Genomic DNA, 22,254 nt, shown 5'->3' with positions numbered 1-22,254 from the left:
GCATTCGCCATGCGCCGCTGGAAATCCGAACGCATCGTTGGCCTGCATGATCCGCAGGTCAACGAGCTTCACCTGGCGTCTACGGGCCTGCCCGCGGACCAGCGTCTGCGCTTGCTCAGTTTCAACATTCAGGTCGGCATCAGCACCGAGCGCTATCGGCATTACCTGACCCGCAGCTGGCAGCATCTGCTGCCGCACACCGGGCGTTCCGGCAATCTGCAGAAAATCGGTGACCTGCTCGGCGACTTCGATCTGGTCGCGCTGCAGGAAGCCGACGGCGGCAGCCTGCGTTCGGGCTACGTCAATCAGGTCGAACACCTGGCCCACCTCGGCGCCTTTCCCTACTGGTATCAACAACTCAATCGCAACCTCGGTCGACTGGCCCAGCACAGCAATGGCGTGCTCAGTCGCCTGAAGCCGTGGGCGATCGAGGATCACCCGCTGCCCGGTCCGAAAGGTCGCGGCGCGATCCTGCTGCGCTTCGGTGAAGGTCCGGAAGCGCTGGTGGTGGTGATGATGCACCTGGCCCTCGGCGCGCGCACGCGCAGCCTGCAACTGGCCTACATTCGTGATTTGATCAGCGGTTACAAGCACCAGGTGCTGATGGGTGACATGAACACCCATGCCAGCGACCTGCTCGAACACTCGCCGTTACGCGATCTCGGCCTGCTGGCCCCGCAGGTGGAAGCGACCTTCCCCAGCTGGCGCCCACAGCGTTGCCTTGATCATATTCTGCTCAGCCCGACCCTGACCCTGGAAAGGGTCGAGGTGCTGGCCCAGCCCATTTCCGATCACCTGCCGGTCGCGGTGGAAATTCGTCTGCCGGGTTCGCTCACGGCCGACGCATTGCCCGCGTTGAGCCCTGCCCCTCGCGGAACCTGTGAATGAGCGACGACGCCCAGCGCTGGAAAGAGAAGTACCTCAAGAGCATCGAACAGCAGGACAAGCTCGAACGCCGCTGGGCCGCGCGACTCGACCTGCTGCGGCGCGGGCTGGTGCGCAGCACGCTGGCGGCCGAAGGCACCGACAAGGCTGTCGATCAGTGCATGAAGGAAATGCGCGAAGTGGTGCGCACCGATGACATGGACGCCGGCCTCGCCGCCTTGCTGCCGCGCCTGGAAAAAGCCGTACTCGACTCAGAGCAGCGCCGCGAAACCCGCATCGATCAGGTCAGCACCGCGCTGACCGCGCTGGTCACCCAGTTGCAGGCCCTCCCTTTGCCGCGCGAAGTCGCGCAACCGCTGAAGAAATTTGCCAAACAACTGGACAGTCGCGTCGGTCAGGCGCGGGAAATGCCCCTGCTGCTGAGCGAGCTCAGTGGCTTGCAGGGCAAGGCCTTGAGTCAGTTGGAGACGCCTGCCGAGCCGGGCCGTCCGGGGTTGTTGCAGCGTTTGTTTGGCAGTCGTGACAGTGAGGACGCCGCTGCTCCAACGGCAGACCCGTCGGTAGCATTAGCGCCGCAGCTGGTCGCCACCGCGCAACCGGAACCGGAGCCTGCGCAAATGGCGCCGGTCGCGGACGCTGAGCCGGCGAGTGTGGCTCCCGCCGCCGTCGAAGCGCCGCTGCAGGCCGCGCCCGAACCGCAAATCGTTGCGTTCTCTACGCCCGCCGTCACCGTTGAACCCGAGCCGGCGCCGGTTGAGCCAGCCGCTCCCGCCGCGCCAGGCCCCGTTGCGCCACCGCTTGCAACCGAAGCATTCAACCCCGACGAACTGAGCCATCCCGGCGATCCGTCGCCGCTGATCCTCGACAGCCTGCCCGTGCCCGAGCCGATCGCCCAAGCCCTGGCCGCCATCGATCCGAATCAGCTGGAACACGACATCCTCTTCGCCCTGCCGGATTCGCCGGAGCCGTCCTACAGCTCCGTGGCCAGGCATATCGAAGACACGCTGATCGGCCTGCTCGACGATCTGACCCTGCCCGAGCGTCACCGCCCACAAGCCGAGGCCATGCGCGAACGGCTCAAGCACGGGCTGAACTGGTACGAGCTGCTACCAATCCTCGACGATCTCGCGACTTTGATGCTGGCGATTACCGACAGCGGTCAGCACGAATTCGAAGCCTATCTGCAACAACTCAACGAACGCCTCGAAGCGTTTCAGAGCAACCTGCAAGCGGCCAGCGAAGGGCATGCCGACAACAGCTCGGCGGCGCGGGCCATGGACACGCAGATCCGTGAACAGGTCGACGGCTTGCAGAGCAGCGTCCAGCAAGCAGCCGACCTCGATGACCTCAAGCATGTGCTGGAGAATCATCTGGAGGGTCTGCTCGGCACCATGGACCAGCACCAGAAACAGCGCGACGCCCGCGAGCAGGAAGTCGCCGCCAGACTCAAGAGCCTGTCGGAGCGCGTGGCGCATATGGAACAGGAAGCCCTGGGTTTTCGCGAACACCTTGAGGAACAGCGGCAGAAAGCCTTGATCGACCCGCTGACCGGCCTGCCCAACCGCGCGGCGTGGAGTGAACGCCTCGCGCATGAAATCCAGCAATGGCAGCAGCACGGCAACACCTTGAGTCTGGCGATGCTCGACCTCGATCACTTCAAGCATATCAACGACAACTACGGCCACCTGGCCGGCGATAAAGTGCTGAAGATCATCGCCACGGTGCTGCGCAAACGCCTGCGCGGCTCGGATTTCATTGCTCGCTTCGGCGGCGAAGAGTTCGTGCTGTTACTGCCGGCAACGCCGCCAGCGGTAGGCGCGAAACTGCTGGAAACCCTGCGTGCGGCGATCGAGGCCTGCCCTTTTCACTTCAAGGGCGAACGAGTGACCATCACGATATCCATGGGGCTGGCTTCTTTCAGGGTGGGAGAACACAGCGATCTGGTGCTGAAAAGAGCCGATCAGGCGCTGTATCGGGCGAAAAACGCCGGACGCAATCGTGTGGAGCTGGGCTGAGGCAATTGTTCCATTTTGTTTAAATCCGCCCGTTGGCGGCCTCTCGCCAAATCCGTACGTTACACTGTTGCATTATTGTCTTCTGCGTATCGTCCTTTGCCATGAAACTCCTTTCTCTTGTCGCCTCGCTGCTTTTCCTCGCTGGTTGCGCCAGCGGCCCGCGCTACGACACCACTCATCCTTCGGCCAATTACGACAGCCGCATCCAGTTCGTCGTAGTGCATTACACCTCGGCATCGCTGGAGCGTTCGCTGCAATTGCTGACCCATGGCGAGGTCAGCAGCCATTACCTGATCGGCGATGACAAGGGCGCCACGATCTATAAGCTGATGGATGAGAACCAGCGCGCCTGGCATGCGGGCGAGAGTCAGTGGCAGGGCCGCACCTGGTTGAACTCCAGCTCCATCGGCATCGAAATCGTCAATCCCGGCTACAAGGACACCCCGACCGGGCGCCTGTGGTACCCGTACAGCGAGGCGCAGATCCAGTCGCTGATCACCTTGCTCAAGGACATCAGCCAACGCAACGGCATCAGCCCCCGGCACATCATCGGTCACAGCGACATCGCGCCGCTGCGCAAGCTTGATCCGGGTCCGCTGTTCCCGTGGAAACGTCTTGCCGCCGAAGGCCTTGGCCTGTGGCCGAACGAGCAAGCGGTGGCGCGGCAGCAGGCTGTATTCAACACCAGCCCATTGCCGGAAATCGGCTGGTTCCAGGCGCAACTCGCGCGGCTGGGTTACGACACGCCGCAGACCGGCGAACTGGATGTCGCCACGCGCCACGTCCTTGCCGCGTTCCAGATGCACTATCGCCCTGCCCGCTTTGACGGCACGCCGGATGCACAAACCGCAGCACTTCTCCTGGTGCTCAACCAGACAAAATAATGACGCCCGCCCGACGGTCAGGGCGAAATTGCAATCAGCAGCTATAACTCATGGTAATTCTTCGGAAAATTCCTGATGGCTGCGACCCGAGAGACGCTGCGTAGCTGGTTCTATCGCCCTGTTTTTTTGGCGATGATCGCGGCTGTCCTCAGTGCCAGCCTGCTGATCGCCGGCGGTATGTTCGCGGCGATGCGGCAGATGGAAATGCGCGAGAGCCAGGAAATGAACGCCCAGGGTGAGCGTTTCCTCGCGCGCCTCGAACAATTGTTCGGCCAGTTGCGCGAAAGCCTCGACGATCTGGAGGCCCAGCCCTTGCGCGGCTGCGACGAGGAAATGATCGCGACCTTGCAGCAAGTCACCTTCAACTATCGCTTCGTCTATGAAGCTGCCTATATGGACGCGTCGCGATTCTGCTCCAATCGCCCGCGCCAGGAAGGCCTGTCACTGGATCGCGCGCCGGACATCCATGGCCCGACCTACAGCTATTGGCTGAACACCACCACCGAACCCGATGAAAACCGCGCGGCGCTGATGCTCGGCCGTGGGAACTTTCGCGTCGCCACCTCGCGCGGGCATCTGACCGACATGGTCGATCTGTCGCCCGGCAGCAGCCTGCTGGTGGTGCTCGATCACGGTACTCGCGCGATCCCGGTGCTCGGCTATGCACAAATTTGGCCGCCGACTGAACCCTGGCCACCGAAAAGCCGCGATGCGCTGCAGGTGACGCAAACGCGGCTGATCTACCGCATGCCCACCAACAACCCGGAATACCAGCTGGTACTGATTACGCCGCGCACGGGCATGCACGTCCCGGCTGTGTGGTGGTGGCTGTTGCCGGTGTGCCTGATCGCCGGGGCCATTGTCGGCTTTCTGACCTTGCTGCTGGTGCGCCAGCGGCAATCGCTGGATGCCGAGCTGCACGGGGCGATCCGTCGGGGTGAGTTGCAGGTGTTGTATCAACCGATCTTCGACCTCGACAGCCGCAACTGCGTCGGCGCCGAAGCCCTGCTGCGCTGGCGGCGACCGGACGGCACGCTGACCAGTCCCGATCTGTTCATACCGATGGCGGAGAATACCGGACAGATCCGGCAGATGACCGATTTCGTGTTGCAGCGTTTGCTCGAACAACTCGGCCAGTTACTGCGCGCCAACCCGCAGCTGTATATCTCGGTCAATCTCGCGGCGTGCGATGTGATGGTGCCGCGCATCGGCCAGGTCATGGCGCGCCTGCTGGCGCTGCACCGTGTCGCCGCGCGGCAGATTGCCTTCGAAGTCACCGAGCGTGGGCTGATCGATGTGGTGGTGGCGCGGGAAAATCTGCAAGCCTTGCGTGACGTCGGTCATCAGGTGCTGATCGACGACTTCGGCACAGGCTATTGCAGCCTCGCCTACCTGCAGACTTTGCCGGTGGACTGCCTGAAAATCGACAAAGCCTTTATTGATGCGCTGGGCCATGACGCGGCGAGCAGCGGCGTCGCGCCGCACATCATTCACATGGCGCAGGCGCTGGATCTGAAGGTGATTGCCGAAGGCATCGAGCTGGAATCCCAGGCGACCTTGCTCAGCAGTGAGGGGGTGAAATTCGGTCAGGGCTGGTTGTTCGCTCACGCACTGAGCGCCGTGCAGTTCATCGAACTGATCACCCGCGGCAGGCGCCTCGCCGGGCGGCGTATGGACGACGAAGCCTAGACCGCCAGCGCCATGTAGAACTGGGTGCCCTGCCCCGGCCGCGAATAAACGCCCATGCGTCCGCCGTGTAACTGAACGATTTCCTTGCACAGCGCCAGGCCGAGCCCGGCGCCACCCTTCTTGCGACCGACCTGCACGAACGGCTCAAAGATCCGCCCCTGTTGGCCGTAGGCAATGCCTTCACCGTTGTCTTCGACGCTGATGATCACCCGCTCGCCATGGCGCCGCGCCTGCAAACGGATCTGGCCGTCGCGGGCGGTATGGCGCAGGGCGTTGTCGATGAGATTGTCGAGGACACGATCGAGTTGCGCCTGATCGGCCTGCAAACGTGGCAACGGCCCTTGAATCTCGACGTTCAGCGCAACACCTTTGGCCGCAGCCGCGTCGGCAAAGCGCAGCTGCGCCTGCTCCAGCAAGTCCTCAATGGAACATGGCGCCAGGGTGAGTTTCTGCAAACCGTTCTGGTAGCGCGAGAAGTTGAGCAAGTCGTTGATCAATTGCATCAGACGCTGCATTTCTTCATTGACCGTATCCAGCAGGTCAGCCTCGCGCGACTCCGCCGGGAACTTGGCCCGCTCACGAAACAGCCCGAAGGCCATGTGCATGCCCGTCACCGGCGTACGCAATTCATGGGAAGCGCGCAGCACAAATTCGCTGCGAACCCGCTCGAATGCACGCTGTTCGGTGACATCGTGCAGGACCATGACCGCACCGAGAATATGCCCTTGGGTGTGGCTGACCGGCGTCAGGCTATAAGTCAGGAGGCGCGATTCGCCATCGACTTCGATACTCAGATCTTCCGGCGCCCGCTCCAGCGTGCCGCCGCGCAGCACCAGTTGCAGTTGTGCATCCAGTTCCGGGCGGCCGAGTGCAGTGCCCAGGCCTTGGCCGAGACGATCATCTTCCCAACCCAACTGGCGCTGAGCCACCGGGTTGAGATGCTCGAGCTGGCCTTGCCGATCGATCATCAGCAAGCCGTCATCGATGCTGTCGAGTACCGCCTGCAAACGTTGTTGACCGGCCAACAGCTCATCGACATTCATCGCCTGATGTTCGCGCAGCGCCTCGGCCATCAGACCAAAGCGCCGCGACAACAGGTTGACTTCCATGGCCGTGGAAATCGGCAGGGTCACGTCGTAGTTACCCTGGCCGATGTTATCGGCAGCCTTGGCCAGCGCTTCGATCGGCGCGCCAAAGCGTCGGGCAATACCCTGAGCAGTGACGAAACCGATGATCAACACCGCCAGACCGACCAGACCAAGCAGCCCGGCGATGAGTAACGCGCGTTCACGCGCGGCGTGTTGCACCTCGTTGATACTGTCCAGTGCGTGTTTGTGCTCAGTGATCAACCCATTACGGAGGATATTGAAGCGCTCGCGGAAATCCGCGCTGGTGCTGGCGTCTTTCGCCGCTTCGGCAGTCACGTCGAATGAGGCGAGGAAGTTGAGGTAATCGGCCTTGGCCTGGCGGAACCCGTAAGGTTGGTCGTCGCCCTCCTGCTGCTGGGCGATGCCTTGGTCGAGCAACTGGAAGTAATGCTGCTTGGACGCCTCGAACGCAACGGGGTCGGGCTTTTCGGCGAGCATGATGATCAATTGATCACCGAGGGTCTGGCGCAATTTGAGGCCCAGATCCAGGGTGACGAAATTGCTGCGCACCAGCGCTTCCTGCGACCCGGCCATCTGCATCACGCTGACCAGCCCGAGCAGAAGCCCGAGCAAGGCCACGGTGATCAACGCGGAAATGCTCAGGAACAGGCGCGTGCGCAGCTTGATCGCCAGTTTCATCGCGCAGTGCTCACAGGTTGTACTGCTTGCGTTTGCGATACAGGGTCGAGGCGTCGATGCCGAGGGTTTTCGCCGCTTGGTCGAGGGTGCCGGCGGTGGCCAGGACCGCGCCGATGTGCGCTTTCTCCAGCTCGTCGAGGCTCAGCGCCGCGCCGACCCGTGGCGCATTGTTCGCCGGTTGTTCGGCCATGCCCAGGTGGCTGATTTCCACGCGTTCCTGCGGGCAGATGATGCTCGCCCGCTCGACCACGTTGCGCAGCTCGCGAATATTGCCCGGCCAGCGATAACCGAGCAGCGCTTCACGGGCCTCATCGCTGAAGCCACGCGCTGGACGTGCGTACTCCTTGACGAAACGTGCGAGGAAACGATCGGCAAGGGTCAGGATGTCTTCGGCGCGCTCGCGCAGGGGCGGCAGATGCAGGGTGATGACGTTGAGGCGATAGAGCAGGTCTTCGCGGAAACGGCCGTCGCGGACCATGTCTTCGAGGTTGAGGTTGGTCGCGGCGAGAATGCGCACATCGGCGCGGCGGGTCACCGGATCACCCACTCGCTCGTACTCCTTGTCCTGGATGAAGCGCAACAACTTGGGTTGCAAGGTCAACGGAAAGTCGCCGATCTCGTCGAGAAACAGCGTGCCGCCGTCAGCCTGATTAACTCGACCCAGCGTGCTTTCACTGGCGCCGGTAAACGCACCACGGCTGTGGCCGAACAGCTCGCTTTCCATCAGCTCGGCAGTCAGCGACGGGCAGTTGATGGTCACGCAGGACTTCTTCTCGCGCTTGCTCCAGCCGTGGATCGCACGGGCCAGTTCACCTTTACCGGTGCCGGATTCGCCAAGGATAAGAATGTTGGCGTCAGTGCTGGCGACCTGACGGGCCGTCTCCAGCACGACTTTCATCGCCGGGCTGTGGGAATCGAGGCCATCTTTGGGTTTACGGATCTCGCCTTCCAGCGCTTCAAGGCGCGCGGAGAGCTGGCGCACTTCCAGTTGCTTGGCAGTGGCCAGACGCAGTTGATCAGGGCTGCACGGTTTGACCAGATAGTCGGCGGCGCCAGCCTGGATGGCATCAACGGCGGTGTCGACCGCCGAATGGGCAGTGACAATCACTACGCGCATCCACGGCGCCTGAATGCGCATCTGTGCAAGGACGTCGAGACCGTTGTCTTCGCCCAGGCGCAAATCGAGGAAGCACAGGTCGAAGACCTGACGTTGCAGCAATGCTTCAGCCTGAGCCGCGCTATTGGCGGTGGCTACCGTATAGCCTTCGTCTTCGAGGCAATAACGAAACGTACGCAGGATGGCGGATTCATCGTCCACCAGCAGAATGCGGCCTTGTTGCTCAGTGGCAGATTCCATTTTTCCTACGCTCCATAGTGATTAGTCTTGGGTTAGTCCCGGAAAAATCGGGCAAGTTGCATGGTTGATTCTGAACGATACCAGCCATAGGAGGGTAGCTCTCTACTGCCATAACGGCCAATTCATTGATTTCGTTGAGTTTTAAAAAATTCTGCGATTTGCAGGGCAGATCCTGCGTCCTCTTCTGACATCTGCGTACCGGTAGCAATTCCATATCATCGAAATTTCCCACGAAATAATCGTGCATTGCGCACGACCGCAAAAGAGCCATCGTGCAGGATGCGTCGCAGGAAATTTCTCATTCACTTATAAGCTGTTGTTTTAATTGATTTTTTTTGACATCAAAAAACTGGCATGCAGGCTGCAATAGCTCACTCAGCCCGGGCAGATCAGCACTGCCCCAACCGAACAAGCGTGAGGAACACAGGATGACTCGCCCAATCGCCGCCCAAGTACGTATTTCGCCATTGCAGATCCAGCAAGGTCTGTTCGGTGTACTGGCGTTGTTGATCACCCTGATCGTCTGCCAGCAGTACATGAGCTGGGAAAACAGCCGTAAACCCGAACCACTGATTTCGATGCAGCACAGCACTCAAAAGCATTTCAGTGCCGTGAGCAGCAGTCAGGCCGAGAACGCTTCGATGCACATGATCGATGTCGACCAGGCGCAACCGCTGGACCAACTGCCACGGGAAGAGCGCTGGGTTTTTTAAGTCGTTGAACAAATTCGGACGCCTGAGCGTCGGAAACCGGAAACACCCCTAAATAGAGAAGTAAGGAGAATCACCATGTTGAGCTGGGCAATTACATTCTTGATCATTGCCATCATCGCCGCCGTACTGGGCTTCGGTGGTATCGCGGGCACCGCCACGGGTATCGCCAAGATTCTCTTTGTCGTGTTCCTGGTGATGTTCATCGCTTCCTTCTTCTTTGGCCGTCGCGGCCGAGGTTAACGATGATCGGTCTCAAGACATTGGCCGCCGCCCTGCTTCTGGGCGGCAGTGCCATGGCCATAGCGGCCAATGACGGCCAGGCCCGGGTCAACGAACTGCTCGCCTCCGACGAGCAGTACCGTGAAACCTGGGAAGGCGTGATCAAAAAGGAAGAGCGCGTACCGGAATGGGTCATCAACCTGTCCGGCACTTCCGAGCAACAGATGCATGCCGTTACGGAAGATGGCGACAAGTATCTGGTCGGCCCGCTCTGCGAGAATCAGGACAAGTGCCTGAATCACCGGTTGATAGTTGCCTTCAGCTTCGACAAGGATGACGCCTACGCCATGCTGGTCGATGTCCCGGAAGGTCTGCCGCAGGACAAATCGCCAACGCGCCACGCGACTTATCGCTTCTTCGGCAAGCCTGATCAGGGCATGCAGGATCTGCTGATGGAAACCCTGAAGAAAGATCCGAAGTGGTACTGACGCAGGACGCACAAGGTTTCGAACACGAAAGCAGCACCCCGCTGCTTTCCATTGCGCCACCCGATGAGGGTCGGCGCATGACCAGGGGGCCGGGACGTTCTGACTGATACAGGGTCGGAGTGACCTACGGGTACAGGGAGTACCTGCGCAAGGGCCGGGTCAGGGTAAAAGCTGCGCCGCAGGTTCGTCGACCCGCTGGTCTGACGAATCTGCGCTGGGCTTTGAATCCGCTAAAACGTTGATCCAGCACGCCAATTCCCTTCTTTCAATCGTTCACACTGCGAGGAAAACATTTCGCGGTGTTTCCTGGCGACCGTATATCGACAAAGATCGCGCTCCTTCTACATGACTTCTAGTCTTGCGCCTCAGACTTTTTCGGGAAAATTCCGTCGATTTTACCTGTGCAAAATTTAACCAGCCTACGCTGTAATGGCCGGTTCACGGCACTTATGCCGGCTGAAATGTCACAATCGAACCGCTTGGGACGCCAGTTTCAATTGAAAAAGCTCATGCCGATTCGGCATAGGGTAGGCGTTTACGGCATTAGACGGCGCCACCTTGCATCGGAATAGTTGCGCCTTTTTTCGCCTGCCGAAGAGCCGCAAACACGCGCTTCGGGGCACCTTATACGGAGGCAGATGCACAGACTTTTCCGCTGATGAGCGTTCCAGTTCCTGCATGTGCCTGAGTCAAACGCAAGTAAGGGTAAAGATAATGAAGAAGGCAAAAATCAGCCTCGCCTGGCAGATCCTCATCGGTCTGGTTCTGGGGATTGCACTGGGTGCGTTGCTCAATCACTTCAGCGCCGAGAAGGCCTGGTGGATCAGCAACGTCCTGCAACCGGCAGGCGATATCTTTATCCGTCTGATCAAGATGATCGTGATCCCGATCGTCATTTCCTCGCTGATCGTCGGCATCGCCGGCGTCGGCGACGCCAAGAAGCTCGGGCGTATCGGCCTGAAGACCATCATCTATTTCGAGATCGTCACCACCATCGCCATCGTGGTCGGTCTGGTGCTGGCCAACGTGTTCCATCCGGGCACCGGCATCGACATGAGCACCCTGGGCACTGTGGATATCTCCAAGTACCAGGCGACCGCCGCCGAAGTGCAGCATGAACATGCGTTCATCGAGACCATCCTCAACCTGATCCCGTCGAACATCTTCGCGGCCATGGCCCGCGGCGAAATGCTGCCGATCATCTTCTTCTCCGTGCTGTTCGGTCTCGGTCTGTCGAGCCTGCAGTCGGACCTGCGCGAGCCGCTGGTGAAGATGTTCCAGGGCGTCTCGGAAAGCATGTTCAAAGTCACCCACATGATCATGAACTACGCCCCGATCGGCGTATTCGCCCTGATCGCAGTGACCGTGGCCAACTTCGGCTTCGCTTCGCTGTTGCCGCTGGCGAAACTGGTGATCCTGGTTTACGTCGCCATCGCCTTCTTCGCCTTCGTCGTGCTGGGCCTGATCGCCAGGCTGTTCGGCTTCTCGGTCCTGAAGCTGATGCGCATCTTCAAGGATGAGCTGGTACTGGCCTACTCCACCGCCTCCTCGGAAACCGTGCTGCCACGGGTAATCGAGAAGATGGAAGCCTACGGCGCGCCGAAAGCCATCTGCAGCTTCGTGGTGCCGACCGGTTACTCGTTCAACCTCGACGGCTCGACCCTGTACCAGTCGATCGCAGCGATCTTCATTGCCCAGCTGTACGGCATCGACCTGTCGATCAGCCAGCAACTGCTGCTGGTGCTGACCCTGATGGTCACCTCCAAAGGCATCGCCGGCGTACCGGGCGTGTCCTTCGTGGTGCTGCTGGCGACTCTGGGCAGCGTCGGCATTCCGCTGGAAGGCCTGGCGTTCATCGCCGGTGTCGACCGCATCATGGACATGGCCCGTACCGCACTGAACGTGATCGGTAATGCTCTGGCGGTGCTGGTTATCGCGCGCTGGGAAGGCATGTACGACGACGCCAAGGGCGAGCGCTACTGGAACTCCCTGCCGCACTGGCGCAGCAAGGAAAAACTGCCGGCAGGCGAAATCTCCAAGCCGTAATGCAAAACCCTGTGGGAGCGAGCCTGCTCGCGAAGACGGTTTATCAATCTACAGAGATGTTGAATGTGCCGGCCTCTTCGCGAGCAGGCTCGCTCCCACAGTGATTGATGCCAGCCCACCAACAAACCCCGGAGCAATCCGGGGTTTGTCGTTTCTGGCGACCCCGCTATCATTCGCCGCATTCTTCGGGGGATTTGACTGATGCTTAATGGCCTGTGGCTTGGCTTCTTCATCGTGGCAGCCGTGTCGGCGCTGGCGCAGTGGCTGATCGGCGGCAATGCCGGAATCTTCGCGGCGATGGTGGAGAGCATTTTCGCCATGGCCAAGCTCTCGGTCGAAGTCATGGTGCTGCTGTTCGGCACCCTCACCTTGTGGCTGGGCTTTCTGCGCATTGCCGAGAAAGCCGGGATCGTCGAGTGGCTGGCCAGGGTGCTCGGCCCGCTGTTTCTGCGGCTGATGCCGGAAGTCCCGGCCGGCCACCCTGCCCTTGGCTTGATCACGCTGAACTTCGCCGCCAATGGCCTGGGCCTGGACAACGCCGCCACGCCGATCGGCCTGAAAGCCATGAAAGCGCTGCAGGAGCTCAACCCCAGCGCCACCATCGCCAGCAATGCGCAGATCCTGTTTCTGGTGCTCAACGCCTCCTCGCTGACCCTGCTGCCCGTGACGATCTTCATGTACCGCGCCCAGCAAGGCGCGCCGGATCCGACGCTGGTGTTCCTGCCGATTCTGCTGGCGACCAGTTGCTCGACCATCGTCGGTTTCCTCTCCGTGGCCTTCATGCAACGGCTACGGATCTGGGACCCGGTGGTGCTGGCCTATCTGGTGCCCGGCGCGCTGATCCTCGGCGGCTTCATGGCCCTGCTCGGCACACTATCTGCAACGGCGCTGGCGGGATTGTCGTCGATCCTCGGCAATCTCACGCTGTTCGGCTTGATCATGCTGTTCCTGCTGATCGGCGCTTTAAAGAATGTGAAAGTCTACGAAGCGTTCGTCGAAGGCGCGAAAGAAGGCTTCGATGTGGCGAAAAATCTTCTGCCGTATCTGGTCGCGATGCTCTGTGCGGTTGGCGTACTGCGCGCCTCTGGAGCGCTGGATTTCGGTCTGGACGGCATTCGGCATCTGGTCGAGTGGGCCGGTTGGGATACGCGCTTCGTCGACGCATTGCCGACGGCGATGGTCAAACCGTTTTCCGGCAGCGCCGCGCGGGCAATGCTCATTGAAACCATGAAGACCTCAGGCGTCGACAGCTTCCCGGCACTGGTCGCCGCAACGATTCAGGGCAGTACCGAGACCACGTTCTATGTGCTGGCGGTGTACTTCGGCGCGGTGGGGATTCAGCGCGCTAGGCATGCGGTGGGCTGCGCGTTGCTGGCGGAGTTTGCTGGTGTGGTGGGCGCCATCGGGGTCTGCTACTGGTTCTTCGGCTGAGCAAAATTCCCATGTGGGAGCGAGCCTGCTCGCGAAGACGGAGTGTCAGTCAACGCTTAAGTGACTGATACACCGCTTTCGCGAGCAGGCTCGCTCCCACAGAGGTTGTAGGGTGTCAGCGCGGTTGTGGGGCCAGTTTCTGGCCTTGCTCGACGGTCCAGGCCACAACCCTGGCCGTAAGGCGATCACTGGCTTGGCCGAACCCGGCAACCACCGCCGGCACCTGCACATCATGGCTGCGCGTTGCTGGCGGAGTTTGCCGGCGTGGTTGGCGCTATCGGGGTCTGCTACTGGTTCTTCGGCTGAGCAAAATTCCCATGTGGGAGCGAGCCTGCTCGCGAAGACGGAGTGTCAGTCAACGCTTAAGTGACTGATACACCGCTTTCGCGAGCAGGCTCGCTCCCACAGAGGTTGTAGGGTGTCAGCGCGGTTGTGGGGCCAGTTTCTGGCCTTGCTCGACGGTCCAGGCCACAACCCTGGCCGTAAGGCGATCACTGGCCTGGCCAAACCCGGCAACCACCGCCGGCACCTGCACATCATTCAACGTCTGGCGCTCTTCAAAACGGCGGCTGGCGAGAATGCGCTGGTCGTAGCCACGCACCAGCAACGCATCGACCCGCACCACGACGCCGGCCTGGGTGCCCTGATATTCGGTCTGGAAGGCCTGCAGACTGCCGCCCAGCTCCAGATCCGCCTGGAAATTGCTGTCGTCGGTGCTCAGCAGCGTCACCCGGCCATCCCGTGCAAAGCCGTCGAGCAAGCGATTGCGCAGCAGCACCGGCGCCGGATCGCTCCAGCGCGAAGCCTTGTAGCTGCTGATCACATCGCCCTGCGGGATCACGGCAATGCTCGGCCGGTTCAGTGCTTCGCTGGCCTGCAATTTATTCAAGCGCAGCGACCACGACTGCGTCGCCGGCGGGCTAGCCGAGGCGGGCGCCGGTGCGGCGGGCAGGCGATAGACATCCGACGGTTCCGATTCGGGCAGGATCGAGCACGCGCCGATCAGGGTCAGGCCAGCGCCGAGCAGGGCGATTCGAGTCAGCTTCATGGGGTGAATTCCTTGTTCTTGTCGCTGCCCAGCAGGTAACCGCTGGGGTTGGCCTCGAGGCGTTGGGAAATGGCGCGCAGCGAGGTCAGCGTCTCGCGCAGTTCGCGAATCGCCGGGGCCAGGCCGTTGAGGCCTTGCATGCCGTTATCCAGCGAATTCTGGTTTTTGCTGAGCAGGCCATTGATGGTCACGCTGCTTTGCTCCAGTGACTTCATCGCCTGTTCGGCGCTGCCCAGGGCCTGTTTGCCCTGATCGTTGAGCAGACCGTTGGCGTTGCGCATCAACAGCGAAGTCTGCTCGAGCATGCTGCCGGCCTGTTTGCCCACCGTCGCCAGTTGCTGCATGGCTTGCTTGATGTCGCCGCGCTGGTCGTTGATGGTGCCGGTGGTCTGTTCCAGATGGGCAAGGGTCTTGCTCACGCGCTCGACGTTTTCCGCGGAGAACATATGGTTGGCGTTCTGCAGCAGGGCGCTGATGCCGGTCATCAAGTCGCTGCTGTCGTTGAGCAGGCGTGAAATAGGCGAGGGCGAAGCGATCAGTGTCGGCAACTGGCCGTCATGGCCGCGCAGTTTCGGGCTCTCCGGGGTGCCGCCGCTGAGCTGGATGATCGAGGTGCCGGTGATCCCGGTCAGTGCCAGTTTGGCCTGGGTGTCTTCCTTGACCGGCGTGTCGCCCGCCAGACGAATCCGCGCCAGCACCCGGCGCGGGTCCTGTGGGTCGAGGCGCAGGCTGACCACGTCACCGACCTTGATCCCGCTGTACTGCACCGAGCTGCCCTTGGACAGACCGCTGACCGCCTCGTTGAACACCACTTCGTAGTCCTTGAACTCGGTGTCGACGCTGGATTTGGCCAGAAACAGGCCGAAGAGCAGGGCGCCGGCCACGACGATCACCGTGAACAGGCCGATCAACACATGATGGGCTCGGGTTTCCATATCAGACCTCGTTGAGCAGTTTGGCGGCGTCCAGCGCCGAGCGGCCGCGCGGGCCGTGGAAGTATTCGTGGATCCACGCGTCGTCGGTTTCCGAGACCACGTCTATGGGGCCGGCAACCAGCACTTTCTTCTGCGCCAGCACCGCCACCCGATCGGTGATGGTGTACAGCGTGTCGAGATCGTGGGTGACCAGAAACACGCTCAGACCCAACGCATCGCGCAGGGTCAGGATCAGTTGATCGAATTGCGCCGCGCCAATTGGATCGAGGCCGGCGGTGGGTTCGTCGAGAAACAGGATGTCCGGGTCCAGCGCCAGGGCCCGCGCCAGCGCCGCACGCTTGATCATGCCGCCGGACAGCGACGCCGGGTATTTGTCCGCCGCCGACAGCGGCAACCCGGCCAGCGCCAGCTTCACCGCCGCCAGGTGCTCGGCGTCGTGGCGGCTGAGACCGGCGTGTTCAATAAGGGGCAGGGCGACGTTCTCGGTGACGGTCAGTGACGAAAACAGCGCGCCTTTCTGGAACAGCACGCCGAAGCGCCGTTCGATCAGCGAGCGTTCATGCTCGGGCAGACTGGGCAGGTTCTGGCCGAAGACTTTGACCATGCCTTCGCTGGGCCGATTCAGCCCGACGATGCTGCGCAGCAGCACCGATTTGCCGGTGCCGGAGCCGCCGACCACGGCGAGGATTTCGCCTTTGTACACGTCCAGGTCAAGGTTCTCGTGCACGCTCTGGCTGCCAAAGCGATTGCACAGGCCCCGGACTTCGATGACCGCCTGGGAGGGCGCGCGGGGTAGACGACTCACCAGCCCATCTCCATGAAAAACAGCGCGGCCACCGCATCAAGCACGATCACCACGAAAATCGACTGGACCACGCTGGAGGTGGTGTGGGCGCCGACCGATTCGGCACTGCCGCTGACCTTGAAGCCTTCCAGGCAGCCAATCGCCGCAATCAGGAAGGCGAAGATCGGTGCCTTCACCAGCCCGACCAGAAAATGCTGGATGCCGATGTCCGATTGCAGCAGCGAGAGGAACATCGCCGGCGAAATGTCCAGCGACACCGCGCAGACCACGCCACCACCGACGATCCCCGAGAGCATCGCCAGAAACGTCAGCATCGGCAGCGCCACCAGCAACGCCAGCACCCGCGGCACCACCAGCAATTCGATCGGATCGAGGCCAAGAGTGCGGATCGCGTCGATCTCTTCGTTGGCCTTCATCGAGCCGATCTGCGCGGTGAAGGCACTGGCGGTGCGCCCGGCCATCAGGATCGCGGTGAGCAGCACGCCGAATTCGCGCAGGAACGAGAAGCCGACCAGATCCACGGTAAAAATCGTTGCGCCGAAACTGGCCAGCACCGTGGCGCCGAGAAACGCCACCACCGCGCCAACCAGGAACGTCAGCAAAGCCACGATCGGCGCCGCGTCGAGGCCGGTCTGCTCGATGTGCGCGATCATCGGCGTGATGCGCCAGCGCTTGGGCCGCAGCAGGCCACGGGCGATGACTTCGAGAATCAGCCCGACGAAGCCGAGCAGCTGCATCGTGTCGTTCCAGACCTTGTCCACCGCGCGGCCAATGCGCGTCAGCAGTTGCACGCTGACGCTGACTTCCGGCTCCTTGATCGGCACGCAGAAATCGTTCAGCGAGCAATACACGGTTTGCAGCAACGCGCGGTCGGCCGTAGAAAGGGTGCAATCGGGGTGTTCAGCGGTCTTGCCCAGGCGTTCCGACCCGAGCAGTTCGACCAGCAACGAGGCGCCAGCGGTGTCGAGGGCACCGAGGCCGTTGAGGTCGATCGGGGTATTGGCGTCGTACTGGCCGTGGAGCTTTTCGCTCAGGTGCTTGAGCGCCGTGTAGTGGGCAAGCGTCCAGTCACCGGTGACCCGCAGGCGGGCAGGGCTGAGCGCGGTGTCCAGGTGGGCACTGCCGGGGGTTGGGCTGCTGGTCATAAGCTCCGTGCTTGTACGGCCGTTACGAGATCCTACGTAATAGCACGAACCGGATTACTTTTCTTTGGCCGGTGTGCTGTCGGTAATTGCGAAACGCAGCACGCCGATCAACTGGCCATCCTCGGTCAGCACCCGCACCTGCCACTTGCCCGCCGGGTTGCCGGGGAAATTCTGCTTGTGCGTCCACGCCCGGTAGCCTTCCTTGCGCCCGCCATGGATATCGAGGGCGATGCGGTCGACCTCTTTGCCGTTGAAGGTCCACACGTGATAAATCCGCTCGTCGAGACCGCGCGGCGCGTTGATCGCGGTGTAGGCGTAGAGCCCGCCGCTGCGGATCTGCTCGGCGCTGACGGTATCGAGGCTGGCGCCGGGGGTGCGATCCTGCAACTGCGTGCTGATCGCCACGTCGGTCATCCACAGCGTCGCCGGTGGCACCCACGAACGCAGCGCCCAACCGACGCCACCGATGCCGAAGGTGATGAACAGGATCGCCAGGGCGTTGCGCACAGTGCGTATCGGGAAGATCGTCGCCAGGCTCGGGAACGACAACAGCACGGCAATCCCCAGCGCCCATTTGAAACTCTGCGCAGTGGTCAGGTGCATGATCACCGGCAACGCGGTGAGCAGGGCGGCGAACAGGGTCAGCGTGTGCAGCGCAAGAAATGCCCAACGCCGTGGCGCCAGCCATTTGTAGTACAGCGGATCGACGATGGAGATCAGTGCGGCGACGCTGAGCAAACCTGTGAAGACCAACTGGCCGCTGTTCCAGGTGGTGGTGATGAAGAAAAACGGCAGGACGAAAAACAGGCTTTCCTGATGGATCATCTGCGTCGCGTAGCGCAGCAGCGGCTGGGGAATTTCGCGCTTGAAGATCCGCGTGAACAGCCCGGTCAGGGTGTTTTCCAGCATCAGCCAGATCCAGCTGAGCAGCATGATCACCGTGATCCAGCTCGCCAGCCCCTGTTGGCGATCGACGAGGATGAAACTGCCGACCCCGGAAATGAAACCACCCGCCGCAATCACCCCGGGGTAGCGCTTCATCAGCTCGAGAATGCGCTGGACCAGAAGGGTTAGTTTCGACATGTGGGCGCTTCACTGCAGGGTAAGGAAATACCCCGACAGAGTAGCGTCCGCCGGGCGTTGTGGCGAGGTTCACGGTTCGCAAACCCTACGGAGAACCTGTGGCGAGGGAGCTTGCTCCCGCTCGACTGCGCAGCAGGCGCAGGATTTGCGAACACGGTGTCACTGGAATGTTGAGTCGCCTGAATCGGGGCTGCTTCGCACCCCAGCGGGAGCAAGCTCCCTCGCCACAGTGATCAGGTGTTTCCCGCTGGGTTGCGGTGGCGATGCAAGCGCCAGCCGATCACGATCAGCAGCAACACCCCGACACCTCCCGCGACCAGCCACAACACCTGATCATCACTGATCAACGGTTTCTCGATCCTGATATACCCCGGCTGCAACAGCAGCTCGCGCATGGCTTTGTTCGCCGCTTCCAGCGTCACGCCTTGCAACTCCCGCGCGGGATTGGCGAAGCGGCCATCCTGATAGTCGGCCAGGGCGCTCCAGTAATAGTCCGCCAGTGCGCTGTTGCCCTGCACGGCCCAGGCCTGGTGGGCGATGGCGGCTTGTTTGATGCGGGCGAAGGTGTCTGCATCGAGGCCGTTTTTCAGCAGGTCGGCCTTGAGGTCTTCAAGCACCTGAACGGCTTCGTCGACGTCATCGCGATCCAGATCAGCGTTGAGGCTCATGAAACCGACACCGCCGAACACTTCGCGCTCGGCCCACGGCCCGTACGACAAGCCGTGGTTGAGGCGAATCTGCCGGTACAGCGCCCAGTCGAGGTAATCCTTGAGAATGTCGAAAGTCTGATCGTACTGATCGTCGAGCACCGGTTCCGGCACCAGCCAGTGCAGCTTGGCGCTGTCGCCAATGAAGCCGCGGGTGAGGGTGCGCTCATGGGCGGCGCTGGTGCGGATGTCCGGCAGCGCCCGGTGTTCGCTCGGTTCGACCGGCTCCAGATCGCCCCAGGTACGCTCGAGATAGGCCGGCAGCAGTTTGTCGAGTTCGCCGACGACGATCAGGGTCATGTTGTTCGGTGCGTACCAGGCCTTGCGGACCTTCTCCAATTGCTCTTGGGTCAGATGGCCGACTTCAGCGCGCTGCGGGCATTTCAGACCCAACTCGACAGCCAACTGATTGCTTGCGGTATGGCCGAGGTCCTGACGGTCGAGGAAACGTTGCAGCTTGGTGTAATGCCCGCCGTCCTCACGCTCGACTACCCGTTTGGCGGCGTTGATCGCGTTGTCGTCGATGCGTGTCTGGGTCAGCAGCGCGAGCAGCAGGTCGAGCACCTTGCGCTGGTTTTTCGCCGGGGCTTCAATGACGAAAGTAGTGTCGGCATTGCTGGTGAACGCATTCCAGTCCCCACCCAACGCCTGCATGCGCTCTTCCAGTCCGCCTTCCCCGGTGGCGTCGATGCCGCTGAACAGCAGGTGTTCGAGCAAATGCGGCAGCTCTTTTTCGTTGCAGTCGAAGTCATCGAGACCGACGCCGACCACCAGCCGGATCGCCACATGCCCGCGCTCGGTGCCGGGTTTGAGCATCAGTTGCAAACCGTTGGGCAGCGCATAGCCTTCGACCTGGAACCGATCCAGGGCGAAGGCGGGCAGGGAACCGAGCAACAGACAGGCGAACAACAGGCAACGCATAACAGGCTTCCATACGGCTGATTTGGAGATCCGTGTCGCTCATTCGCGAGCAGGCTCGCTCCCACAGAGGAATGCATTTCAAATGTGGGAGCGAGCCTGCTCGCGAAGATCTAAAGGCTGAACCACTGTAACTGACTGACCCCAGCCCCAGACGTTCAAGGCGAATGCGTGATGTCCGCCATGTCATCCACCGCCAGCGCGCCGGTGTCCGCTGTTTCCAGCACCACATAGGCGCTGCTGCAGAACAGCGAATTGAGCCGTTTCATATCGGCGATCAACTCCAGGTGCAGCGAACTGGTCTCCAGACTCTGGACGATCTTGCGTTGCAAACGGCTGACGTGCGCGTGGGCCAGACGCCGCTCCTGTGCACGAAAGCGACGTTTCTCCCGCAGCAGCTGCCGGGCGCTTTCGCGGTCGCCACTGAGAAACACCGACAGGCCCAAGCGCAGGTTGGCGATCAGTTGCTGTTGCAGCCCGGCGAGGTCTTCCAGGCCTTCTTCGGAAAACGAACGGCGCTGCGAGGTCTTCTGCTGCTGGATCTTGCGCAGCATGCGCTCGATCAGGTCGGCGGCGAGTTTCAGGTTGATTGCCAGTTCGATGATCTCGGCCCAGCGCCGACTGTCCTGCTCGCCGAGGTCCTCGCGGGGCATCTGCGCCAGGTACAGCTTGATCGCGCTGTACAGCGCTTCGACGTCGTCGGTCAGTCGGCGCATTTCCTGAGTGACGGCGGTCTGCTTGCCGCGCAGCACATCAAGGGAGGCGTCGAGCATGTTGTCGAGCAGATCGCCCATGCGCAGGGTTTCGCGTGCGGCATTGGCCAGCGCCAGGCTCGGCGTGACCAGCGCGGTCGGGTCGAGATGCCGCGGTTTGGCGGTGCCGTTGACCTCCGGCCGCTCCGGCAGCAGCCACGCACAAAGCCGCGCCATCGGCCCGACGCTCGGCAGCAGGATCAGGCAGCGCGCTGTGTTGTAGAGCAGGTGGAAGCCGATGACCATTTCCTGCGGGCTGAAATCGAGGCTGTCGATCCAGTGCACCAGCGGGTCGAGCACCGGGATGATCAGCAGCAGGCCGATCAGTTTGTACAACAGACTGCCCAGCGCCACTTGGCGTCCGGCGGCGTTCTGCATGCTGGTGCTCATGAAGGCGAGGATGCCGCTGCCGATGTTCGCGCCGATCACCAGACCGATCGCCACTGGCAGGCTGATCACCGCCGCGCCGGCCAAGGTGGCGGTGAGCAGCACGGCGGCGAGGCTGGAGTAGGAAATCATCGCGAACAACGCGCCGACCAGGGCATCGAGGAGGATGTCGCCGGTCAGCGAGGCAAAAATCACTTTCACCCCCTGTGCGTGAGTGATCGGCGCAGCAGCCTCGACGATCAATTGCAGGGCGAGAATGATCAGCCCCAGCCCGATCGACACCCGACCCATCTGCCCGAGCCGCGTCTGTTTGCGCGACAGAAAGAAAATCACCCCGAGGAAAATCAGCAGCGGCGACAGCCACGACAAATCAAACGTCAGCACCCGCGCCATCAACGCGGTACCGACATCGGCGCCGAGCATGGTCGCCAGCGCCGGGGTCAGCGCCATCAGGCCTTGGCCGACAAACGAGGTGACCAGCATCGCCGTGGCGTTGCTGCTTTGCACCATCGCGGTAACGAGAATACCGGCGATGAACGCCAGCCATTTCCTCGACATGTTCTGGCCGATCACATGTCGTAGATTGGTGCCGTAAACCCGCAGGATGCCGGTTCGGACGATGTGCGTGCCCCAGATCAGCAGGGCTACGGCGGATAGCAGATTGAGCAGGGTGAGCATGCAGACCCCCTGTAGTAGCAGCGCCCCAGAGGGGCAAGTGGACGGCACCGCGCGGTTTCTACGTTTTTGATACTTAAGCTGTAGTTGGCTAACGGTCTCGGCGCCAGCATTGCACAGCTAAAGAGTGGATTGAAACAAAAGTGTCATGAAAAGCGCTTCATACACTCCCATTTAAATCAACGCCGCCCCTGTGGGAGCTGGCTTGCCAGCGATGGCGTCGGCACAACCAACATTGATGTCGCCTGACATTCCGCTATCGCTGGCAAGCCAGCTCCCACAGGG

The 22,254-nt window shown here is 61.5% G+C and carries 18 protein-coding genes and 1 pseudogene; 9 read left to right on the top strand and 10 right to left on the bottom strand.

The genetic code is table 11. From position 1 onward, the window contains the following. The first annotated feature begins 9 nt into the window (after nucleotides 1-9). The 4 genes from GXB78_RS21140 (at nucleotide 10) to GXB78_RS21125 (ending at nucleotide 5,473) form a co-directional block, all read left to right on the top strand. Nucleotides 10-888: an endonuclease/exonuclease/phosphatase family protein gene (locus GXB78_RS21140; RefSeq protein WP_329516838.1), complete on the top strand. Its 879-nt coding sequence runs from the start codon at nucleotides 10-12 to the stop codon at nucleotides 886-888. Continuing rightward, nucleotides 885-2,900, top strand: coding sequence for a GGDEF domain-containing protein (locus tag GXB78_RS21135; RefSeq protein WP_329516837.1), 2,016 nt, complete (start codon nucleotides 885-887; stop codon nucleotides 2,898-2,900). Before GXB78_RS21140 ends, GXB78_RS21135 begins: the two co-directional genes overlap by 4 nt. Before the next feature lie 101 nt (nucleotides 2,901-3,001). Further along, nucleotides 3,002-3,784: an N-acetylmuramoyl-L-alanine amidase gene (locus tag GXB78_RS21130; protein ID WP_329516836.1), complete on the top strand. Its 783-nt coding sequence runs from the start codon at nucleotides 3,002-3,004 to the stop codon at nucleotides 3,782-3,784. 75 nt (nucleotides 3,785-3,859) lie between these two features. Next, a complete protein-coding gene (locus GXB78_RS21125; protein ID WP_329516835.1) occupies nucleotides 3,860-5,473 on the top strand; it encodes an EAL domain-containing protein in 1,614 nt (537 codons plus the stop codon). On the opposite strand, the gene GXB78_RS21120 is transcribed toward GXB78_RS21125, so the two are convergent. Both GXB78_RS21120 and algB read right to left on the bottom strand, forming a co-directional pair. Further along, nucleotides 5,470-7,260: an ATP-binding protein gene (locus tag GXB78_RS21120; RefSeq protein ID WP_329516834.1), complete on the bottom strand. Its 1,791-nt coding sequence runs from the start codon at nucleotides 7,258-7,260 to the stop codon at nucleotides 5,470-5,472. The genes GXB78_RS21125 and GXB78_RS21120 overlap by 4 nt on opposite strands. Nucleotides 7,261-7,270: 10 nt before the next feature. Then, entirely contained in the window at nucleotides 7,271-8,617 is a 1,347-nt protein-coding gene (gene algB, locus GXB78_RS21115) for a sigma-54-dependent response regulator transcription factor AlgB (RefSeq protein WP_039757147.1), read from the bottom strand. 428 nt (nucleotides 8,618-9,045) lie between these two features. On the opposite strand from algB, the gene GXB78_RS21110 reads away from it, so the two are divergent. The 5 genes from GXB78_RS21110 (at nucleotide 9,046) to GXB78_RS21090 (ending at nucleotide 13,514) form a co-directional block, all read left to right on the top strand. Further along, nucleotides 9,046-9,330, top strand: coding sequence for a hypothetical protein (locus GXB78_RS21110; protein WP_329516833.1), 285 nt, complete (start codon nucleotides 9,046-9,048; stop codon nucleotides 9,328-9,330). 75 nt (nucleotides 9,331-9,405) lie between these two features. Next, nucleotides 9,406-9,570: a DUF1328 domain-containing protein gene (locus GXB78_RS21105; protein WP_003177151.1), complete on the top strand. Its 165-nt coding sequence runs from the start codon at nucleotides 9,406-9,408 to the stop codon at nucleotides 9,568-9,570. Nucleotides 9,571-9,572: 2 nt separating this feature from the next. Then, complete coding sequence (locus GXB78_RS21100) at nucleotides 9,573-10,037, top strand: inhibitor of vertebrate lysozyme family protein (protein ID WP_329516832.1); 465 nt, start codon at nucleotides 9,573-9,575, stop codon at nucleotides 10,035-10,037. 714 nt (nucleotides 10,038-10,751) lie between these two features. Continuing rightward, nucleotides 10,752-12,083: a glutamate/aspartate:proton symporter GltP gene (gene gltP, locus GXB78_RS21095; protein ID WP_329516831.1), complete on the top strand. Its 1,332-nt coding sequence runs from the start codon at nucleotides 10,752-10,754 to the stop codon at nucleotides 12,081-12,083. 201 nt (nucleotides 12,084-12,284) lie between these two features. Beyond that, on the top strand, nucleotides 12,285-13,514 hold the full coding sequence (locus GXB78_RS21090; protein WP_329516830.1) for a nucleoside recognition domain-containing protein: 1,230 nt from the start codon (nucleotides 12,285-12,287) through the stop codon (nucleotides 13,512-13,514). Between the two features lie 115 nt (nucleotides 13,515-13,629). Here GXB78_RS21090 and GXB78_RS21085 read toward each other — a convergent pair. From GXB78_RS21085 to GXB78_RS21050, 8 genes and pseudogenes are all read right to left on the bottom strand, one after another. Continuing rightward, nucleotides 13,630-13,746 (bottom strand): annotated as a pseudogene (locus tag GXB78_RS21085) (ABC-type transport auxiliary lipoprotein family protein); the annotation flags it as partial. 189 nt (nucleotides 13,747-13,935) lie between these two features. Further along, the gene (locus tag GXB78_RS21080; protein ID WP_329516829.1) at nucleotides 13,936-14,562 is read right to left on the bottom strand and encodes an ABC-type transport auxiliary lipoprotein family protein; all 627 of its coding nucleotides are present in this window, start codon (nucleotides 14,560-14,562) and stop codon (nucleotides 13,936-13,938) included. Then, nucleotides 14,559-15,497, bottom strand: a complete 939-nt coding sequence (locus GXB78_RS21075; RefSeq protein WP_253497548.1) for an MlaD family protein — start codon at nucleotides 15,495-15,497, stop codon at nucleotides 14,559-14,561. The genes GXB78_RS21080 and GXB78_RS21075 overlap by 4 nt, the downstream gene beginning before the upstream one ends. 1 nt (nucleotide 15,498) lies before the next feature. Further along, on the bottom strand, nucleotides 15,499-16,302 hold the full coding sequence (locus GXB78_RS21070; RefSeq protein ID WP_329516828.1) for an ABC transporter ATP-binding protein: 804 nt from the start codon (nucleotides 16,300-16,302) through the stop codon (nucleotides 15,499-15,501). Then, on the bottom strand, nucleotides 16,299-17,447 hold the full coding sequence (locus GXB78_RS21065) for an ABC transporter permease (RefSeq protein ID WP_329516827.1): 1,149 nt from the start codon (nucleotides 17,445-17,447) through the stop codon (nucleotides 16,299-16,301). The genes GXB78_RS21070 and GXB78_RS21065 overlap by 4 nt, the downstream gene beginning before the upstream one ends. Nucleotides 17,448-17,501: 54 nt before the next feature. Continuing rightward, entirely contained in the window at nucleotides 17,502-18,530 is a 1,029-nt protein-coding gene (locus GXB78_RS21060; protein ID WP_329516826.1) for a DUF5924 family protein, read from the bottom strand. A 233-nt stretch (nucleotides 18,531-18,763) separates the two neighbouring features. Then, nucleotides 18,764-20,158, bottom strand: coding sequence for a M16 family metallopeptidase (locus tag GXB78_RS21055; RefSeq protein ID WP_329516825.1), 1,395 nt, complete (start codon nucleotides 20,156-20,158; stop codon nucleotides 18,764-18,766). Between the two features lie 155 nt (nucleotides 20,159-20,313). Further along, nucleotides 20,314-21,972, bottom strand: a complete 1,659-nt coding sequence (locus GXB78_RS21050) for a Na/Pi cotransporter family protein (RefSeq protein ID WP_042608278.1) — start codon at nucleotides 21,970-21,972, stop codon at nucleotides 20,314-20,316. Nucleotides 21,973-22,254: the final 282 nt, after the last annotated feature.

This window comes from Pseudomonas moraviensis subsp. stanleyae (assembly GCF_036283065.1).
GTDB lineage: Bacteria > Pseudomonadota > Gammaproteobacteria > Pseudomonadales > Pseudomonadaceae > Aquipseudomonas > Aquipseudomonas stanleyae.
Note: the sequence above shows the minus strand (reverse complement) of the source record. Positions and strands in the feature narration are given on the sequence as shown.

What these genes read in the sequence shown, in the direction of transcription:
- GXB78_RS21140 (WP_329516838.1), top strand. Translation starts at nt 10, where the DNA reads ATGCGCCGCTGGAAATCCGAACGCATCGTTGGCCTGCATGATCCGCAG.
- GXB78_RS21135 (WP_329516837.1), top strand. Translation starts at nt 885, where the DNA reads ATGAGCGACGACGCCCAGCGCTGGAAAGAGAAGTACCTCAAGAGCATC.
- GXB78_RS21130 (WP_329516836.1), top strand. Translation starts at nt 3,002, where the DNA reads ATGAAACTCCTTTCTCTTGTCGCCTCGCTGCTTTTCCTCGCTGGTTGC.
- GXB78_RS21125 (WP_329516835.1), top strand. Translation starts at nt 3,860, where the DNA reads ATGGCTGCGACCCGAGAGACGCTGCGTAGCTGGTTCTATCGCCCTGTT.
- GXB78_RS21120 (WP_329516834.1), bottom strand. Translation starts at nt 7,260, where the DNA reads ATGAAACTGGCGATCAAGCTGCGCACGCGCCTGTTCCTGAGCATTTCC.
- algB (WP_039757147.1), bottom strand. Translation starts at nt 8,617, where the DNA reads ATGGAATCTGCCACTGAGCAACAAGGCCGCATTCTGCTGGTGGACGAT.
- GXB78_RS21110 (WP_329516833.1), top strand. Translation starts at nt 9,046, where the DNA reads ATGACTCGCCCAATCGCCGCCCAAGTACGTATTTCGCCATTGCAGATC.
- GXB78_RS21105 (WP_003177151.1), top strand. Translation starts at nt 9,406, where the DNA reads ATGTTGAGCTGGGCAATTACATTCTTGATCATTGCCATCATCGCCGCC.
- GXB78_RS21100 (WP_329516832.1), top strand. Translation starts at nt 9,573, where the DNA reads ATGATCGGTCTCAAGACATTGGCCGCCGCCCTGCTTCTGGGCGGCAGT.
- gltP (WP_329516831.1), top strand. Translation starts at nt 10,752, where the DNA reads ATGAAGAAGGCAAAAATCAGCCTCGCCTGGCAGATCCTCATCGGTCTG.
- GXB78_RS21090 (WP_329516830.1), top strand. Translation starts at nt 12,285, where the DNA reads ATGCTTAATGGCCTGTGGCTTGGCTTCTTCATCGTGGCAGCCGTGTCG.
- GXB78_RS21080 (WP_329516829.1), bottom strand. Translation starts at nt 14,562, where the DNA reads ATGAAGCTGACTCGAATCGCCCTGCTCGGCGCTGGCCTGACCCTGATC.
- GXB78_RS21075 (WP_253497548.1), bottom strand. Translation starts at nt 15,497, where the DNA reads ATGGAAACCCGAGCCCATCATGTGTTGATCGGCCTGTTCACGGTGATC.
- GXB78_RS21065 (WP_329516827.1), bottom strand. Translation starts at nt 17,447, where the DNA reads ATGACCAGCAGCCCAACCCCCGGCAGTGCCCACCTGGACACCGCGCTC.
- GXB78_RS21060 (WP_329516826.1), bottom strand. Translation starts at nt 18,530, where the DNA reads ATGTCGAAACTAACCCTTCTGGTCCAGCGCATTCTCGAGCTGATGAAG.
- GXB78_RS21055 (WP_329516825.1), bottom strand. Translation starts at nt 20,158, where the DNA reads ATGCGTTGCCTGTTGTTCGCCTGTCTGTTGCTCGGTTCCCTGCCCGCC.
- GXB78_RS21050 (WP_042608278.1), bottom strand. Translation starts at nt 21,972, where the DNA reads ATGCTCACCCTGCTCAATCTGCTATCCGCCGTAGCCCTGCTGATCTGG.